The following is a 16,980-nucleotide window of genomic DNA, read 5'->3' as shown; positions in this document are numbered from 1 at the left end:
GTGGTGAGCATGTTTAAAGTTGACAGGCTTCGATTCGGCACCGCCGGAATACCAATCTCAACCCCAAAGCGCTCAACTATGGACGGGATAATCCACGTGAGAAACCTCGGCCTCGATGCGATGGAGCTTGAGTTCGTCCGAGGGGTCAACATCAAGCCCGAGCTGGCCAAGAAGATAAAATACGTAGCCAGAAAGCACGATATCCTGCTGACAGCCCACGCTCCGTACTACATCAACCTAAACGCGGCCGAAAAGGCCAAGGTCGAGGCCAGCAAGAAGAGGATAATCCAAAGCGCCGAGCGCCTGTACGACGCCGGCGGCTGGAGTGTCGTTTTCCACGCCGGTTACTACCTCAAACAGGACCCGGAGAAGGTCTACGAGAGGATAAAGGGCGAGATTAAGGATATCGTAAAGAACCTCCAGGACAGGGGCATCGAGGTATGGATAAGACCGGAACTGACCGGCAAGCCGACCCAGTTCGGAGACCTGAAAGAGCTCGTGAAGCTCAGCGAAGAGATTGAGATGGTCCTGCCGACGATAGACTTCGCCCACGCCCACGCGAGGCACGCTGGGGAGTGCAACACCACCGAGGAGTGGCGCGGGATGCTCTCCCTGATGGAGGACAGGCTCGGAAGGGAAGCGCTCGACAACATGCACATCCACATAAGCGGCATAAACTACACCTCGAAGGGCGAGAGGAACCACCTGAACCTCCAGGAAAGCGACATGAACTGGGAAGACCTGCTGAGGGTTCTCAAGGAGTTCAGGGTCAAAGGTGTCGTCATAAGCGAGAGCCCGAACATCGAGGGCGATGCAATCCTGATGAAGAAGAAATACGAGGAGATAAAGGTCTAAGCCCTCTCAAGCCCCCCATATTTCTCGAGGATTTCGAGAACCTTCTCGACGGGCAGAGCGTAGCGCGTCCTTCCGTTTCTTCCACTCATTGTCTTCGCCTGAAGGAGAGAGTTGATTATCGCTTCCTCCGTGGAATCGGCGACCGCTATGAAGAGTCTATTGAGTGCATCGTCGGGCAGAAAACCTACGGACTGGACCTCCTTGCCGCTCGGAACGGTTTGAGCCGTAGAGAACGCCAGCACTATGTCCCCGCTCCCGTTGTGGCCGTAGGAACCCGTTCTCGCAAGCCCAAGGATTGCCCTCCTCGCCAGTCTGGTCAGCTGGCGGGAATTCAGAGGCGCATCGGTTGCTATGACTATCGAGATGCTCCCCCTCATGGAAAGCCCCCTGCCCGGATAGTCCCTCAGCTCCCAGCCGATGGGAACGCCCGCTATGACCAAATCCTCCCTCTTGCCGAAGTTGCTGAGGACAAGCGACGCAACGGTGTACTCCTCGCCACCAATCTCGACCACCCTTGAGGACGAGCCTATTCCGCCTTTGAACTCGAAGGCGCTCATTCCGGTGCCTGCTCCAACGGAGCCCTCTTCAAAGTCAAGGGAGGCGCTCTTGAAAGCCTCAAAGACGTGTTCCTCCTTAACGGCACGCTTTTTGTTATCGTTGAGGTAGCCGTCGTTGCACTCCATTACGAGCGGGTTTACCGATATTCCCTCAGGATTTTCCTCCGCCCAGAGGCTTATCAGCGCGTCCGCAACGCGGTAGCCGTTGAGCGTGCTGGTTAAAGCTATTGGAGTTTCGATGTAGCCAAGCTCTTCCACCTGGATAAACCCAATCGGCTTGGAAAAGCCGTTGAAGGTGTAAACTCCGGCGAAAAGCCTCTCCCTGAAGGGATTCGCCACCGGTGGCACGAGGACTGTAACTCCCGTTCTGATATCGTCCCCCTCGATTATCGTCGAATGACCAACTCTAACGCCCAGGTCGGCAATGGAGTTCCTCTTCCCGTGCTCATAACGGCCTATCTTTATTCCCAGCTCGGGGGCCTTCATGGTATCACCAATTATAGATAGCATGCCGGATTTAACAACCTTGCCCAATCAACGCTTATAAAGAGCAAAAACCGAGTTGTCACCATGGGGTCAAGGCTCTCAAAGCTTTTCCTGCTCATCCCGCTGGCCTTCCTGATCATCTTCTTCTACGTCCCGTTAGTTAGTATTCTAAAAACCGGCCTCTGGGTGAACGGCCTCACCCTCAAACACATCTCCGCCGTTCTGGCCAACGACTACCACAGGAGGGTTATCCTCTTCACGATAGGGCAGGCGATAGCTTCGACGCTCCTCACCCTGGCACTCGGCCTTCCAGGGGCGTACATATTCGCCCGCTATGATTTCCCGGGAAAGGGAACCATAAAGGCAGTCTTAACAGTCCCGTTCGTCATGCCCAGCGTGATGGTGGCCCTCGGCTACATCCTTCTCTTCGGAAAGAGCGGCTTCGTGACCCAGCTTTTGGGCCGTGACCTGGGCATAATCTACTCCTGGAAGGGAATCCTCCTCGCCCACGCCTTCTACAACTTCCCCATAGTTATCCGCATGGTCTCGTCGCTGTGGCAGCGTGTTAATCCCCACTACGAGGAGGCCGCGATGGCATTGGGGGCGAGGGGCTGGACGCTCTTCCGTAAGGTTACCCTGCCGATGATTTCTCCCGCAATATTCGCCTCCGCGATGCTCACCTTCGTCTTCTGCTTCCTGAGCTTCTCGATTCCCCTCATAATCGGCGGCTACCAGTACGCCACGATAGAGGTGGACATATTCACCTCGATAATGGTTCTTCTCGACTTCAAGACGGGCTCAGCTTTGGCCATAATCCAGATAATCCTGAGCATGGGCTTCATGTACCTCTACCTGAGGGCGCTCGATGCCTACGCCAAGCGCGAGGAGCAGAGGGTTTTCAAAAAGCCGGTTCCCTTCACGAGGCGCGACTGGCTGAGCCTAAAGGGGCTGCTCGTTGGGGTCTACTCCCTGATCGTCTTCCTCTTCATCGTTTCCCCGCTCTTAGCTGTCCTCTACGACTCCCTGCGCTTCAACGACGCCTGGAGCCTCGAATGGTACAGGAGGATATTCTCGACCGAGTACAACCCGATGTTTGGCACAACTACGCTCGACGCGATAAGGAACTCCCTGACCTTCGGTCTGGCAACGATAGTCTTATCAGTCCTCATAGCCCTCCCGATAGCCTACGCGCTTCACCGCTGGGACTTTAAAGCCAAGAGGCTCTTCGACGTCCTTGTAATGCTCCCGCTGGCTAGTTCAGCCATAACCCTCGGTCTGGGTTACATAAGGGTCTTCCACAGCACGCCGCTCTACTACACGGTCTGGATAATCGTGGCGGCACACACGGTCATAGCCTACCCCTTCGTGCTCCGCGCCGTTTCAACGTCCCTGAAGAAGATAAGGCCCAACCTCTGGGAGGCTGCGTTAAGCCTCGGCGCGAGGGAGTGGAAGGCATTCCTGCGGGTAGAGCTTCCGCTGGCTCTGGGTGGGGTCATCGTCGGCGCGATATTCGCCTTCGCAATGAGCATAGCCGAGCTGGGTGCGACCTATATGCTGGCAAAGCCAGAATACACCACCATGACGGTGGCGATATACAAGTTCCTCGGGGCGAGGCAGTTCGGCTCTGCATCGGCCTTGGCCGTTCTCCTGATGGCGGTTTCAACGCTCAGTTTCCTGATAATCGAGAGGGTAGGTGAGGAGGCATGGTGAGGGTAGAACTGAAGGGAGTCCTCAAGGAGTGGGAGGATTTCAGGCTGAGTATCGAGAGGCTGAAGGTCAAAGACAGCGAGTTTCTCACGCTTCTCGGCCCGAGCGGCTGCGGAAAGACCACAACGCTCAGAATGATAGCGGGCTTTGAAAAGCCCGAGAGGGGTGAGATACTCTTCGACGGAAGGCCGGTGAACGATTTGCCGCCCTACGAGCGCGGTATAGGCATAGTCTTTCAGGACTACGCGCTGTTCCCACACATGACTGTTTTCAAGAACATCGCCTTCGGCCTTGAGATGAAAGGGCTTCCAAGGGCGGAAATCGAGAGGAGGGTAAGATGGGCGCTTGAGCTGGTCGGTCTGGAAGGCCTCGAAAACCGCTATCCAGAGCAGCTGAGCGGTGGCCAGCAGCAGCGCGTTGCCCTCGCAAGGGCTTTGGTGGTTGAGCCCGATGTGCTACTCCTTGACGAGCCGCTGAGCAACCTCGACGCCAAGATACGGGAGAGGCTTAGGGGGGAGATAAAGAGAATCCAGCGCGAGCTGGGGATTACGACGGTCTACGTCACCCACGACCAGGAGGAGGCAATGGCGGTAAGCGACAGGATAGCCGTCATGAACGTCGGCCACGTTGAGCAGGTGGGGAAACCGCTGGAGCTCTACTACCGCCCGAAGACGGAGTTCGTGGCGCGTTTTCTGGGCTTGAGCAACATACTGGAGCTTAAAGCCGAGAATGGAAGGGCCTGTCTCGGAGGGCTGTGCTTCGACGTCGGAAGAGAGGGAAAGGTGAGAATCTTCTTCCGGCCCGAGAGCGTTTACGTGAGGCCCGGCGACGCGGTGGAGGTTCTTGACTACGAGCTTCTGCCAGGGAGGATAAGGCTCAAGCTTGAAATCGAAGGCAGTGTTATTCTCGCGGAGCGCTTCCTCGATGAACTGCCCTTCGGCGTCGAGGAGATGCCGGAGAGGGTAGATGTCGAGGTGAGGAGCTTCTCGGTGCTCGAAGCGGAATGAGATGCGATTTAACTCAGTGCCATTAAAACTTTCACCCTCAGATGTGGAAAGGATTAAATAGGAGGGCCCCGAACATAAAGCCGGTGGGAATAGTGAAGAGGGCCCTTGCTGGCGCGTTATTACTGGTTCTTGCGCTGGCGATCATGGCAGTTCTGGCAGGGGATAGCTTCTCCCCAAGCGCACGGGAGGAAAACTCACCGATGAACCACTCGGACGTTGAATGCTCCCTCAATGTCAGTTTCCAGACCCCGAAAAACGCCCTAATCGGCGGGTGGATAGACGGCAGAATTACCGAGGTGACCAACGGCTCCGAGATTACGCTAAAGGATTGGTTCGTCGTTTACCCCCACATGAACCTCACCTCCCCGCCGGAGGGCTGGAACGCCTACCTCATCTACTGGCCGGAGAAGTTCAACCTGACGGTGCCGTGCTCCATGGGCGGCTTTACAATGGCCCTTGTGGGCAGGGAGAGCGGGGAATCCTTCTACCAGGCGGTTTTAAGGAACGAAACCCCTCCGAAACACACGAGGGACTGCTGGGGAGAGGGAAACGGGCGGTGGCTGGAACTGCCGCCGGGAAAGGCCTACTTCGCGGTCCAGTTCATTCCAACGGCCAACGCAACCTGGAAACTCACCGTCCTGACGCCGACCAAGACCTGGACGGACTTCAGGGACTACCACATCTTCTTCGAGACTCCTGTGGAGCTTAAAGCAACCTGCACCTGCCCTATAGACACGCTGGCCGAGAGGTTTGAGGCTTCCATTAAAGCCCAAAGCTTCGAAGAGACCGAGCTCTGGGCTACGCCCGAGGGAAACGACTGTTTTAAGCCCCTCAGCGTCAAGCTATACCGCAGAGGCGACGATTACCTCTACGTCGAGTTCGCCCGGGTGAAGGGCTTGGACCTGGTCAGGGTTCTCATGATACTCGGCGAGGATGAGGGAGTCGTGAAGGCCTATGCGGAAGGCTTCACCGCGGTGGGCGGTGAGGGTTAAGGTTCCGCCCGTCCAAACAGTGCCCACGCCCCATCTTCCCTTTCTTTTTAACATTTTTCCGTCAAAAAAATCTTTAAAAAACCAAGTTATTAGGCAGGAACAAGTCAAACCAAGGGGTGAAGCTCATGGGATGGTTCGAGAATTACTTCGAGTTTGATAGGCACGGCACGGATATGAAGACCGAGATTCTTGCTGGCCTCACGACCTTCATGACCATGGCCTACATTCTCTTCGTGAACCCCTCGATACTCAGCGATGCCATGGGTAAGGAGGCCTTCAATTCACTCGTGGCCGTTACTGCCCTTTCCGCCGGTTTCGCGACCATTCTGATGGGCCTCTATGCCAAGAAGCCCTTCGCCCTCGCCCCGGGAATGGGGTTAAACGCCTACTTCGCCTACAGCGTCGTCATCGGAATGGGCTACGACTGGCGCGTCGCCCTCGCGGCGGTCTTCGTTGAGGGTCTCATCTTCATAGTCCTCAGCGTCACAAAGGTCAGGAGCGCGATAATCCACGCGATACCGCTCAGCCAGAAGTACGCGGTCGGTGCTGGAATAGGCCTTTTCCTGACATTCATAGGCCTCAACGATGTCGGCCTTCTCACGGCGGTCGTGAACGACTCCGGAGTGCTTCAGTTCACCGGGCTCAACGCCTCCGCCCTGGCCAACGGTGACATACTGCTGTTCTTCTTCGGCCTCTTCCTCGCGATGGTTCTCATCGCGCTCCGCGTTAAGGGCTCGCTCCTGATATCCATCATAACTACGAGCGTCATCGGCTGGATCACCGGCGTCGCCCCCTGGCCCGAGCACCTGTTCTCGACCCCCGACATCAGCTACACATTCATGCAGATGGACCTCCAGGGCCTCCTCAACGTAGGGGCGCTGGGAGTTGTCTTCGCATTCTTCATGGTGGACTTCTTCGACACACTGGGAACGGTTACGGGTCTGAGCGCCAAGGCAGGCTTCATCACGAAGGACGGAAAGGTTCCCGATGCCGAGAAGGTTCTCCTCACCGACGCGATAGGAACGACGGTTGGAGCGGTTCTCGGAACTTCCACCGTTACAACCTACATCGAGAGTGCCGCGGGTATAGAGGAGGGCGGAAGGACGGGGATGACGGCCCTCGTCACCGGTCTGCTCTTCCTCGGCATAGGCCTCTTTATAGCACCCCTCGCTCAGGCCATACCGGCCTTCGCAACCGCCCCTGCCCTCGTCATAGTCGGTTACTACATGCTCAGCGCCATAAAGGATGTGAACTTTGCCGACCACACCGAGGCCATCCCGGCCTTCCTCGTGCTCATAACCATACCATACACCTACTCGATAGCCGACGGAATAGGCATCGGCTTCATCAGCTACACGATACTCAAGCTCTTCAGCGGCAGAAGGGACGAGATACACCCGCTGATGTACGCCCTCTCGATAATCTTCCTGGCCTACTTCGCCTACCTGGGCGGGGCCTTCTGAGTTCTTTCATTTTATTAGACAAGAAGAGCAAAAAGGGAGCATCACTCAGACTCCGCGTTCTCGGCCAGCTTCTCTTTGATGAACTGCTTGAGAACGTAGGGACACTGCTCCTGTATGTACTGGGCAAACTCCCTTATCCTCTGCACGGTTATCTCGCTCACGTAGTGCTCGAACTGACAGGCGTCGTGCTCCGCTATTTCGGGCGGGATGCCGAGGATGTCGATGAAGAACTGCGTGAGGAGCAAGTGCTTCGAATAGGTTGCCTCGGCTATCTTTCTGCCCGCGTCGGTCAGCAGAATCCTGTCGTACTTCTCGTACTCCACCAGCCCCTTCTCCGAGAGCTTCTTCAGGGCATCGACAACGCTCGGCGGCTTGACGCGCATCATCTTGGCGATGTCCTTGACGCGGATGATCCCCTTGTTCTTGTGGAGAATGTACATGGTCTCTAGGTATTCCTCCTCCCTCTTGCTTACCTCCAACGACCTCACCTGATTAGGCTACCCAAAAATGTTTAAGTAGTTTTCGGGACGGTGAGGACTCTCAAATCAACCTCCGCGGCGCAGAATTTGATGTCCCATTTTCCACGTCAGCCTTCCTCGTTCCAGTCTTCAACGACATGGGACTGCCGCATCTTGTCGGCGAAATTCCAGAACTTCGGAACGACCATCAGCGCAACGCCCACTGCGAGCACCAGCACCGCTATAACCGCGGCCGCAATGCCGCCGCTGCTGAAGGCCCAGAAGGTCATCACAAAGGGGGAGAGCATTACTCCGAGTATTGCAGCACCAAAAACCAGCACCAGAATCCTGTAACCGTACCTCTCCATGAAGAGGGCGAAGTCCATCGGTTCCACCGGTTACTATTTTGGGTGAGGAAGATTATAAGCTTTGTGAAGGGGCGCCTCAGAAGGATAAAATTTATAAATCCATCCCGGAACCTATCAACGGGTACAGCCCCGTGGTGTAGCGGCCAAGCATAGGGGACTCTGGATCCCTTGACCGGGGTTCGAATCCCCGCGGGGCTACCATTCAACTGGGCTCCAGACCTTCGAACCCCACCTTCCTTCCACTTCTGAGTTCCCTTTTCGAACCTCAACTTATACCCCAGGTCGTATCACGTACCGTCGTCGGAACAGAGAATCAACAGATGATTTGTGAGGTTTCGTGAAAACAAAGTTGAAACTCTCCTCATATTCTTGGAAGGAGTTCGGGGAGTTGGATTATATCCAAAATGGCCCGCGGAAACGAGGGCTGAAAACAAGTGGAAACAATATGTGTAAGGGTTTCAGCAACTAGCAGGAGGATTTTCAGCCGAATATGGCACCAAAATGCCGAAAATCCAAAAATCAAACTTTTCAGGAACCCTTAAATAGAGTGCCGTCCCACTTTTAAAGTGATGTTACACACAGATTGCCTAACATGGAGGTGAAGGCATGAGCAGCACCATCAGCTTGGAGAGTGAAATCACCAACCTGCTCAAGGTTCACGGTTCACTAAGCGTAGCGTTCATAACCAGGTTCCTCAACGAGATGGGACTTGATTGCACGCGGCAGAAGGTGGAGAGAACCCTGAGGAAAATGGTTGAACAAAAAAAGGTTGAAGCATTCTACACGAATGGAAATAAGCGCAAGCACTACAGGTTACGGTGATAGCATGGGGGCAACGACTGCAATACTCGGGAACGACAGACGGATGCTCATGATAACGTTCCTCCAGGAGAGGGACGGTCATGCGGAACTGCGGGACATAGTCGAGTATATAGCAGAGAAAGAGGGGGACACAGATAGACGGCACAGGAAAAGCGTGTACGTCAGCCTGGTGCAGACCCACATACCGAAACTGGAGAGGGAAGGGGTTATAGCCTTCAACCACGGCGTCGTTACGCTCCTGAAAATACCCGACGATGTTACCGTGTACATGGAAGTGGTGAACAAACACGACATCAGCTGGAGCGCCTTTTACATGGGTACCTCGCTGATATTCATAGCGGCAGGCTGGTATCTGGAGAACCCGCCCCTGTTTCTCGCGGCCATCGTGTACCTGGCCATTAGCGTGGTGCACCATAGAAAGATAAGCAGGCTGATTTAATCAAACGGGGCTTAAAACTGCCTCTGTTCTGATTCTGACCTCCTCCCCGCCTTGGAAGGATTAACCCCCCGCTAACGGGCGGTTCGGTTTGCAGGCCCATCACCTACTCCCGTCACCGGTTTCGGTTCAGCCCGCAGGCCCGGTCTAAGGCCCATTACCCCTACCGCAGAGCGGATTGGGGTTATTGTCTCAAAGGCCACCATTGAGAGTTTTTGACTGCCACAACGGACAGCCTTGAAAGGACTCCTTACGGCGTCAACAACTCCAAGGTGGAGTGGTAACGTGAACCCCTCGTTTCATAGGGTTACCTTACGGTGGCCTCTTCGAGACCCTTATTAAACGGGAAGACATTTAAGGGTTTCGACTGATTAATGCCTAGTGGGTTGATTATTGCATCCCCCGTGAACGGCGAGGCTTTCAAAAGAAAAAGGTAATAAGACTTCATCGTTGGTAATGTATCGTTACCACTCAGTAACTCGGAATTTACTATATAGCACAACGTTCAAATGGGACGTGGAGCAACCCTGATGGGTTGCCCTCAAGGGGCACTGCGTTGATTCCAGTAGACAGTGTTGATTGGGTGTTCGTGGTTAGGTATCGTCCCCCACATGCTCGATGGGCCTGTTCACTGTTGTCCCACAGTGCCTCCTCGAAGGAGGCGAAAAAATTGAGGAAGAATATTGCCCTTGGAATTTTTGGCCTGGTAGTGGCCTTCGGTCTCGTGTTGGGAGCGGGAGCCAACTTCAGGGACTACAACGCTGACAGGAGCGTCCATTGGTTTATTGTCGCGGACGACAACGAGCTGATCGACCTGACTCCCATCCAGCCTTATGCATACATCAACGATGGCGGGGTTCTGGTCGTCGATATAAGCCCCGACAACCCGAACTATCCGGGCTACGGAGACGGCCTGAGCCCGAACTCGGAGTACAACTTCGACGAGGTCTTTGAGGTCAGCAACGATCTCTGGGAAGAGAACATGACCATCGTCGTGAGGATAACCAGCGACAACACGGCCATACAGTTCTACGGAGCGGACCACGATGTTTACAGCGTGAACACCGGCGCACCGGTGTACTCATCGGACAACGCCAAGAACGACGTCTGCTTTGTGGTGGAGAACGGAGACGCCGTGAAGATAGGGATGGACTTCACGGTTGGGAACGACGCACCTGGAACCACCCAGAGCGCGGCAGTACACATAGAGGCATTCAGGCTCGGTACCGAGCCGGCAGAGCTGGTCGGTCAGTGCGGCCAGGGCGGTCCGTGAAGGGGGCGTGAAAGATGAACAAACTATTTGGATTGGCTGTATTGATGGTTGGAATGCTCCTGGCCGTCGGCGCTGGAGCCAACTTCAGGTATTACTCCGCAGACAGGACTGCCTCGTTCGATGTCGTCTCTGACGATAACGAGCTGATTGACCTCACCGCACTCCAGCCCTATGTGACCTACGATGAGGGCAAGATATACGTGGACATAAGCCAGGACAACCCGAACTACCCAGACGGAGCGGGAATCGGACTCAGCCCGAACACAACCTATGTCTTTGAGGAGATGTTCGAGGTCAGCAACGAGCTTTGGGAGAACAACCAGACCGACTACCCGATATGTGTCAAGATCAAGAGCGCCCACGACAACGTCCTGCTCTTCGCTGGGGACTACGACAACATGATAGCCGGACCCGCCCAGAACATTGAGTTCACCGTCGAGCATGGCAACCCCGTGCCCATTGGAATGATATTCAACAGCACAGGAATGGAGCTCAGTGACCAGGACGGAGAGCAGTTCCAGCTCAGCTTTGAGGCATATGCCGGAGCCTGTGAGCAGTGATTTCATTCTAGGGGGCATTTGCCCCATTTTAGCCTTTGAGAAGGGATACCAATGAAGAAACTGATTGAAAACATGGTGATAGTCGTTATGCTCATATTCCTGGCAACCTCAATAGCCGGGTTCATCCTAGATAGGCCTGTTCTGGTTTCCTACGCATACTCCGAGAGCATGACGCCGACGATAGATAAAGGCGACCTCTTTTTCATAAATCCCCTCTCAAAGACGGGAGACGTCGGTGATATAATAGTCTTCCACCGGCGGGATGGATGGACCGTTCATCGAGTGTACGCAATAACCGATGAGGGATACATCACAAAAGGGGACAACAACGTGGCGACCGACCAGCAGGACGGTGCGTATCCACCCGTAACTAAAAACGACATCATTGGGAAGGTCGTGACGGTTCAGGGCCACCCCCTTGTTATAAGAGGCGGTGGGAGCTTCATCGAAGGTCTCCGTTCAAAGGTGACCAACGTGTACGTTGTCGGTGCCCTGATAATTGTTGGCGCTATTCTAACGTTTTCCGGAGGAGCGGGCAGAAAACACCACAAAAAATCAAAAAAGAAGTTCTTTAGGGTGTCGATGAGAACCGTGTACGCTGCGGTGTCCGTGCTGATAATAGCAGGGTTTCTGTTCGTCACGATGGCATCATGGGGCACCCTGGCGTTTACCTACTCGTCAACTCTGGCGGGGGGGCAAAAGGACGGTTGGTATCTCCCAGGAACCACCTTTGAAAAGAATCTCAGCGTCGAGAACCACGCGGTGTATCCATTCTACTATTTCATAGAACCACATAGTAAAAGAATGGAATTGCTTAACGGAGACACATTCCGGATCCCGGGGGGCGAAAGTCACAGCGTTCTTCTAAGGGTGTCCGTGCCCAAGGAGACCAGGATATATCGAGAGGAAATCGAGGTTCATTCGTACCCCGCAATTCTGCCGTTGGGCATTATCAGCCGGGCATACGACGTTACCCCTTACCTACCCCTCCTCCTATACTCCATTGAACTGGCCGTGCTAATGATTGCATTCTATTACCTGGCGGGTATTGGTGAGGGGGAAATAGTGAGAGTTAGAGTCAGAAGAGGAAGCATCATAAGCAAGATACTGGGGGATGGTTTGCTATGAGGATATTATTTTTCATGGCGGCGTTTGTTATGGGGGCACTTCTGATCATCGGTTCCAGCGGTAATTTTAGAACCTACACCTCGGACAGAGAGGCATGGGTGAAGGTGGTCAGCGGGGACGACTCGTACATTGCATACCGGTGTATCGAAAACCCGTTGATCATCGATGCCGGTTCCAGTGTGGAATTCGTGGCAGTTACCGTGGAGAACAAAATGAACACCCAAATTTCCGTCCACATAGCTGCGGATTTCTCGAATCTGCCGGTGGGGGCCGTGGGAAACGTTGAGGACACGATAAAAATCCTCAACCCTGGAGAGATAGCCCAGTTCAGGGGCAACATCGAAAGCGCACCCTTTGCAAGCGGCGGACCCTACGAAATACCGGTCGTTGTATACGCCGAATGGGACGGGGGAGACGCGAGGATAGAGGCGTGCTCCATAAACGTAACGTTCAGCGGGGGGCCAACGATAGAGAAAGAACTGATCTCCGGAGATACCGAGGTACCCGCACACACGTATCAGGAATGGACATTCAGGATAAGAGTCACAAACCCGGGAATCGCCAGAAATCTTACGATAAAGGACGCCGTAAAGGGGGAGTTCGAGATAGATTCCATAACTCCAAGCACCGGCAGCTACACAGTAACCCAGACTGGAGCGGCCCACCACATCGTATGGAACATCGAGCTGAACGCAGGCGAAACAGCATACATGGACGTGACGATACACACCAAACTCAACCCCGCGGGAAAGCAGGAGTTTACATCGTGTGGAGACTACATCCTGAACGATGGGGCCGAGATAGTCGGGTACAACGTCACCAGCAACGGCATCGTGGTTCGGGCAACCTGTGAGGGAAACGACTGCCTTCTCGACGTGATGAACACTAAGGTAAGCGGACCCGGACGTTTAACGGCCAATACCCCCGCAGACTACCACACCAGAATATCCGTGGAAAACACAGGTGGAGAAAAGACGGTTGTGATAAAGCAGTACATTGGCAGATATTTCACATTAACCGGCTACAGCCCCAGCAGGGGAAATGTAACCATAGAACCAGCCTTCACAGGGGGAACGATTGTGACATGGACGTTCCACCTATCCCCTGGAGATGCCGAGTTCCTTGACCTATACGAGCACACCAGCGGGATACCAGTCTGCGGACACCCCAGACCGGTATTGGTAACCAGTAAAGTTTACGTGGCGGGCTGCGGGTGTACAGCGGACCCCATTCATGTGATGGTCACCAAGGGATGTGGCTGTCATTCTGGAATCTCAGACGGGGAAACGGAAGGGAGTATTTTGAACAACACCGAAAGCTGCGACGCCCAAACCGAGGGCACCTGCCCCGGGATGGACGGAGGCTGAATTGGGAGGCATGATTTTGTATGAGGATGGATGATATCAACCGGAAGAAAATATTCAAGGGGGCAATCGCAGTCTCACTGGGGCTGGCCATTTTATTCATGGCGTACTCGGGTTTAGCATACACCCGCGAACCGACGACCATTGATGCGTCCTACGAAACCGCGTACGTGGAAAAGGGGGAACTAACCCACATGGGATTCTTCACAAACGAGTCAGTATACATGAACGGAACGAGCCTTGAGTATTACCCAGAGAAAATAACGGACTACATAACGGGAAACTACGTATACTCGACGAAGCCCCAAGTGGCCGCACACTACAAACTAACCCTTAAAACGGATTATTACGTAACCTCCGGTAAGGAGAAGATATACATAGTAAACACGAGCCAGGCCCTCGGGGAAGGTGATTTCCCAGGTACGTTCTCAGTTCCAGTCACGTTCAACATCACAGACATGGAGAAATCCCTCAAACAGATACGTGAAGGAACTGGACTGTACCGGGCAAATGCCGATGTCTATCTCCTGGTAAGGGTTTCATCCAATGGGAGAGATGAATTCACCCAGAGAATATCCCTGGCCAGTGATACGACGGGAATGCTTACCCTAAGAGGCACCGAGAAAGAATACCAGAAAGTCGTGAGGCACGTCAACACCACGGTCAATACAGTGAACTTCCTCGGAAAGGAAGTCAACGTCTCAACCGCCAGAACCGTTTTCCCGGCAATGGCAGTGCTCTTCATCATACCACCGCTCGGGTTCGCGTACTTCTCCAGGGAGAGAAAGGTGGACGAGCTGAAGGGACTCAGAAAGTTCATAGTCGAAGGGGTCCCAAGCGATATCGGCGCAATCGACCCGGTGAACCTTGAGTCAGTTGAGGATCTGGAGAAAGTGTTCGACCTAGTCGATAAGCCAATAGTCCACTACAGGCAGGGTGACGAGGACGTCTACGCCATAGTGGACGGAGACGTAATCTATGAGTACAGGAAACCCCTGCCAGGGGAAGGGAGGGAGGCCAACTGAGGCCTTTCCCGTTCTCCCGCTTTTTTCCAATTTCCTTAACCAAAACTTTAAAAGCCCTATTCGAAAGCCTAAGCTAGAGGTTCTTAAAGAGGTAAGAGGTGGTTAGAGATGAACCCGTTCCACGAGCTTGAGCCCGGACCGGAGGTTCCAGAGGTCGTTTACGCTCTCATAGAGATTCCGAAGGGAAGCAGGAACAAGTACGAGCTCGACAAGAAGACCGGCCTTATAAAGCTCGATAGAGTGCTCTACAGCCCGTTCTTCTACCCGGTCGACTACGGAATAATCCCGCAGACCTGGTACGACGACGGAGATCCCTTCGACATCATGGTCATCATGCGCGAGCCGGTTTACCCGCTCACCCTCATAGAGGCGAGGCCAATAGGCATAATGAAGATGGAAGACTCTGGCGATAAAGACTGGAAGGTCCTCGCCGTCCCCGTTGAGGACCCGTACTTCGACGACTGGAAGGACATAGACGACGTCCCGAAGGCCTTCCTCGATGAGGTTGCCCACTTCTTCCAGAGGTACAAGGAGCTCCAGGGCAAGGTCACCCAGATAGAGGGCTGGGGCAACGCCGAGGAGGCCAAGAAGGAGATCCTCAGAGCCATCGAGCTCTACAGGGAGAAGTTCGGCAAGAAGGAGTGATTTCTTTTCCCTCTTATTCCCCCAAGGAGGTTAAGGCATGTACAAGCTCCTCAAGATTAAGGACGTCGTTAGGATTCCGCCCAGGATGTTCACCATGGAGCCCAAGGAGGCCGCAAAGCTCGTCCTCCGCGAGACCTACGAGGGTATCTACGACCGCGACGAGGGCGTTGTTTTAGCGGTCATGGACGTTGAGGACATCGGGCAGGGGGTCATCGTTCCGGGAGACGGCGCCACGTACCACGAGGTCGTCTTTAACGTCCTCGTCTGGAAGCCCGAGATGCACGAGGTCGTGGAGGGCGAGGTCATAGACGTCGCCCCGTACGGTGCCTTCATCAGGATAGGCCCGATGGACGGTCTCGTCCACATCAGCCAGCTCATGGACGACTACGTCGTCTTCGACGAGAAGAACAAGCAGTTCATCGGCAAGGAGACCAACAGGATCCTCAAGCTCGGCGACGAGGCCAGGGCGAGGATAATAGCCGTAAGCGTCAAGAGCCGCGTTATCAGGGAGAACAAGATAGGCCTCACCATGCGCCAGCCGGGCCTCGGAAAGAGAGACTGGGTTGAGAAGGAAAAGCGCAGGGAGGCTGAGGAGTAATGGCGAAGGAGCGCGCCTGCAGGCACTGCCACTACATAACGACCGAGGACCGCTGCCCGGTCTGCGGCAGCAGGGACCTCAGCGACGAGTGGTTCGACCTCGTCATAATCACCGAGCCCGAGAAGTCGAGGATAGCGCAGAAGCTGGGGGTCAAAGTCCCCGGAAAGTACGCCATAAGGGTCAGATGATGAGGTTCGTACTAACGCCAGAGCTTAGAAGGGAACTCAAAGACCCCCTCGGAGAGCTCATCCGGGGGGAGATTCCCGAGCCGTACATCCGGCTTAAGGGTGAGCTTGAGAGGGCCGGGCACGTCGTTACTGTAGGCGATGTCGTCACGGAGAACGTCCTCAGGCTCGGGATAAGGCCGAGCATAGCCATATACGACCACAGAACCAAAAGGCACGAGTACAACCCGGATATCGAGACGGGTTCGGTCGTGATGACCGTCCAGAACCCGGCCGGAACCATAACGAAAGCTTTATTAAACGCAATCAGAAAGGGCTTTGGACTGGCCGCGAGGGGCAGGCGTGTTTACATAAAGGTGTACGGAGAGGAGGACCTGGCGGCGATTCCCGCCGTGCTCTACGCCCCAGAGGGCACCCTCGTGCTCTACGGCCAGCCGGACGAGGGAGTAGTGCTTATAAAGGTAACCCCCGAATGCAAGCTCAAGTGTGGAAAGCTCATGTCGAAGATGGAGGTGATTCACGATGGAGATTAAGGTTACCGAGATAAGGGAGAACAAGCTCCTCGGAAGGAAGGAGATATACTTCGATGTCATCCACGAGGGCGAGCCGACGCCGAGCAGGGCCGACGTCAAGGGCAAGCTCGTTGCCATGCTCGACCTCAACCCGGAGACGGTCGTGCTCCAGTACATAAGGAGCTACTTCGGTAGCCGCGTCAGCAGGGGCTACGCCAAGGCCTACGAGAGCAGGGAGAGAATGCTCTACATCGAGCCGGAATACATTCTCGTTAGGGACGGCCTCATTCAGAAGGAGGAGGAGTGAGGTGGTTTAGATGGCTAAGGGCAAGAAGACCAGCCAGAAGTGGAAGCTCTACGAGGTTCAGGGCGGAAAGGTCAAGAGGAAGGGCAAGTTCTGCCCGCGCTGCGGTCCGGGCGTCTTCATGGCCGAGCACAAGGACCGCTGGAGCTGCGGCCGCTGCGGCTACACCGAGTGGAAGAGGAAGTGATTTTTCTCCTTCCTCCGGCTTTTCTACACCCCCGTTAACATCAAAAGG

At 54.7% G+C, this 16,980-nt stretch carries 21 protein-coding genes and 1 tRNA gene; 19 read left to right on the top strand and 3 right to left on the bottom strand.

Going from position 1 to position 16,980, the window contains the following annotated elements; all coding sequences use genetic code 11:
* Positions 1 to 9 precede the first annotated feature (9 nt).
* Positions 10 to 855 carry a deoxyribonuclease IV gene (locus tag FH039_RS02425; protein ID WP_139681574.1) on the top strand — a complete coding sequence of 282 codons (846 nt, stop codon included), beginning with the start codon at positions 10 to 12 and terminating at the stop codon, positions 853 to 855.
* Here the strand turns inward: FH039_RS02425 and FH039_RS02420 are convergent.
* On the bottom strand, positions 852 to 1,898 hold the full coding sequence (locus tag FH039_RS02420) for a DmpA family aminopeptidase (RefSeq protein WP_139680083.1): 1,047 nt from the start codon (positions 1,896 to 1,898) through the stop codon (positions 852 to 854). The two genes, FH039_RS02425 and FH039_RS02420, sit on opposite strands and share 4 nt — an antisense overlap.
* 84 nt (positions 1,899 to 1,982) lie before the next feature.
* On the opposite strand from FH039_RS02420, the gene FH039_RS02415 reads away from it, so the two are divergent.
* From FH039_RS02415 to FH039_RS02400, 4 genes are all read left to right on the top strand, one after another.
* A complete protein-coding gene (locus FH039_RS02415; protein WP_139680082.1) occupies positions 1,983 to 3,608 on the top strand; it encodes an ABC transporter permease in 1,626 nt (541 codons plus the stop codon).
* Entirely contained in the window at positions 3,602 to 4,612 is a 1,011-nt protein-coding gene (locus FH039_RS02410; protein ID WP_139680081.1) for an ABC transporter ATP-binding protein, read from the top strand. Before FH039_RS02415 ends, FH039_RS02410 begins: the two co-directional genes overlap by 7 nt.
* An 83-nt stretch (positions 4,613 to 4,695) precedes the next feature.
* The gene (locus tag FH039_RS02405; RefSeq protein WP_240703254.1) at positions 4,696 to 5,604 is read left to right on the top strand and encodes a hypothetical protein; all 909 of its coding nucleotides are present in this window, start codon (positions 4,696 to 4,698) and stop codon (positions 5,602 to 5,604) included.
* A 125-nt stretch (positions 5,605 to 5,729) separates the two neighbouring features.
* Positions 5,730 to 7,067 carry an NCS2 family permease gene (locus tag FH039_RS02400; protein ID WP_139680080.1) on the top strand — a complete coding sequence of 446 codons (1,338 nt, stop codon included), beginning with the start codon at positions 5,730 to 5,732 and terminating at the stop codon, positions 7,065 to 7,067.
* Between the two features lie 41 nt (positions 7,068 to 7,108).
* On the opposite strand, the gene FH039_RS02395 is transcribed toward FH039_RS02400, so the two are convergent.
* Entirely contained in the window at positions 7,109 to 7,546 is a 438-nt protein-coding gene (locus tag FH039_RS02395; RefSeq protein WP_139681572.1) for a metal-dependent transcriptional regulator, read from the bottom strand.
* A gap of 107 nt (positions 7,547 to 7,653) precedes the next feature.
* The gene (locus FH039_RS02390; protein WP_139681571.1) at positions 7,654 to 7,911 is read right to left on the bottom strand and encodes a hypothetical protein; all 258 of its coding nucleotides are present in this window, start codon (positions 7,909 to 7,911) and stop codon (positions 7,654 to 7,656) included.
* Between the two features lie 107 nt (positions 7,912 to 8,018).
* On the opposite strand from FH039_RS02390, the gene FH039_RS02385 reads away from it, so the two are divergent.
* The 14 genes from FH039_RS02385 to FH039_RS02320 all read left to right on the top strand — a co-directional run bounded on the left by FH039_RS02385 (position 8,019) and on the right by FH039_RS02320 (position 16,932).
* Positions 8,019 to 8,094, top strand: a tRNA-Gln gene (locus FH039_RS02385).
* A gap of 405 nt (positions 8,095 to 8,499) precedes the next feature.
* Positions 8,500 to 8,715, top strand: a complete 216-nt coding sequence (locus tag FH039_RS02380) for a hypothetical protein (RefSeq protein ID WP_058938336.1) — start codon at positions 8,500 to 8,502, stop codon at positions 8,713 to 8,715.
* Positions 8,716 to 8,719: 4 nt separating this feature from the next.
* On the top strand, positions 8,720 to 9,154 hold the full coding sequence (locus FH039_RS02375; protein ID WP_139680079.1) for a DUF7344 domain-containing protein: 435 nt from the start codon (positions 8,720 to 8,722) through the stop codon (positions 9,152 to 9,154).
* A gap of 667 nt (positions 9,155 to 9,821) precedes the next feature.
* A complete protein-coding gene (locus FH039_RS02370) occupies positions 9,822 to 10,424 on the top strand; it encodes a DUF1102 domain-containing protein (RefSeq protein WP_139680078.1) in 603 nt (200 codons plus the stop codon).
* Positions 10,425 to 10,438: 14 nt separating this feature from the next.
* Positions 10,439 to 10,984, top strand: coding sequence for a DUF1102 domain-containing protein (locus FH039_RS02365; RefSeq protein WP_139680077.1), 546 nt, complete (start codon positions 10,439 to 10,441; stop codon positions 10,982 to 10,984).
* A 51-nt stretch (positions 10,985 to 11,035) separates the two neighbouring features.
* Positions 11,036 to 12,112, top strand: coding sequence for a signal peptidase I (locus tag FH039_RS02360; protein ID WP_139680076.1), 1,077 nt, complete (start codon positions 11,036 to 11,038; stop codon positions 12,110 to 12,112).
* On the top strand, positions 12,109 to 13,479 hold the full coding sequence (locus FH039_RS02355; RefSeq protein WP_139680075.1) for a COG1361 family protein: 1,371 nt from the start codon (positions 12,109 to 12,111) through the stop codon (positions 13,477 to 13,479). Before FH039_RS02360 ends, FH039_RS02355 begins: the two co-directional genes overlap by 4 nt.
* Positions 13,480 to 13,499: 20 nt before the next feature.
* Positions 13,500 to 14,501, top strand: a complete 1,002-nt coding sequence (locus FH039_RS02350) for a DUF5305 family protein (RefSeq protein ID WP_240703253.1) — start codon at positions 13,500 to 13,502, stop codon at positions 14,499 to 14,501.
* Between the two features lie 108 nt (positions 14,502 to 14,609).
* Entirely contained in the window at positions 14,610 to 15,146 is a 537-nt protein-coding gene (locus FH039_RS02345; RefSeq protein ID WP_139680074.1) for an inorganic diphosphatase, read from the top strand.
* A gap of 37 nt (positions 15,147 to 15,183) precedes the next feature.
* Positions 15,184 to 15,744, top strand: coding sequence for a DNA-directed RNA polymerase (locus FH039_RS02340; protein ID WP_139680073.1), 561 nt, complete (start codon positions 15,184 to 15,186; stop codon positions 15,742 to 15,744).
* Positions 15,744 to 15,932, top strand: a complete 189-nt coding sequence (gene spt4, locus FH039_RS02335) for a transcription elongation factor subunit Spt4 (protein ID WP_139680072.1) — start codon at positions 15,744 to 15,746, stop codon at positions 15,930 to 15,932. The genes FH039_RS02340 and spt4 overlap by 1 nt, the downstream gene beginning before the upstream one ends.
* The gene (locus tag FH039_RS02330) at positions 15,932 to 16,462 is read left to right on the top strand and encodes a GTP-dependent dephospho-CoA kinase (RefSeq protein WP_139680071.1); all 531 of its coding nucleotides are present in this window, start codon (positions 15,932 to 15,934) and stop codon (positions 16,460 to 16,462) included. Before spt4 ends, FH039_RS02330 begins: the two co-directional genes overlap by 1 nt.
* Positions 16,452 to 16,748 carry a 30S ribosomal protein S24e gene (locus FH039_RS02325; protein ID WP_139680070.1) on the top strand — a complete coding sequence of 99 codons (297 nt, stop codon included), beginning with the start codon at positions 16,452 to 16,454 and terminating at the stop codon, positions 16,746 to 16,748. Before FH039_RS02330 ends, FH039_RS02325 begins: the two co-directional genes overlap by 11 nt.
* A gap of 10 nt (positions 16,749 to 16,758) precedes the next feature.
* Positions 16,759 to 16,932 (top strand): 30S ribosomal protein S27ae, encoded by a 174-nt coding sequence (locus tag FH039_RS02320; protein WP_014012712.1) that lies wholly within the window; start codon positions 16,759 to 16,761, stop codon positions 16,930 to 16,932.
* The last annotated feature ends 48 nt before the right edge of the window (positions 16,933 to 16,980 follow it).

It is taken from the genome of Thermococcus indicus (genome assembly GCF_006274605.1).
Taxonomy (GTDB): domain Archaea; phylum Methanobacteriota_B; class Thermococci; order Thermococcales; family Thermococcaceae; genus Thermococcus; species Thermococcus indicus.
This window is presented reverse-complemented; position numbering and strand designations above follow the sequence as displayed.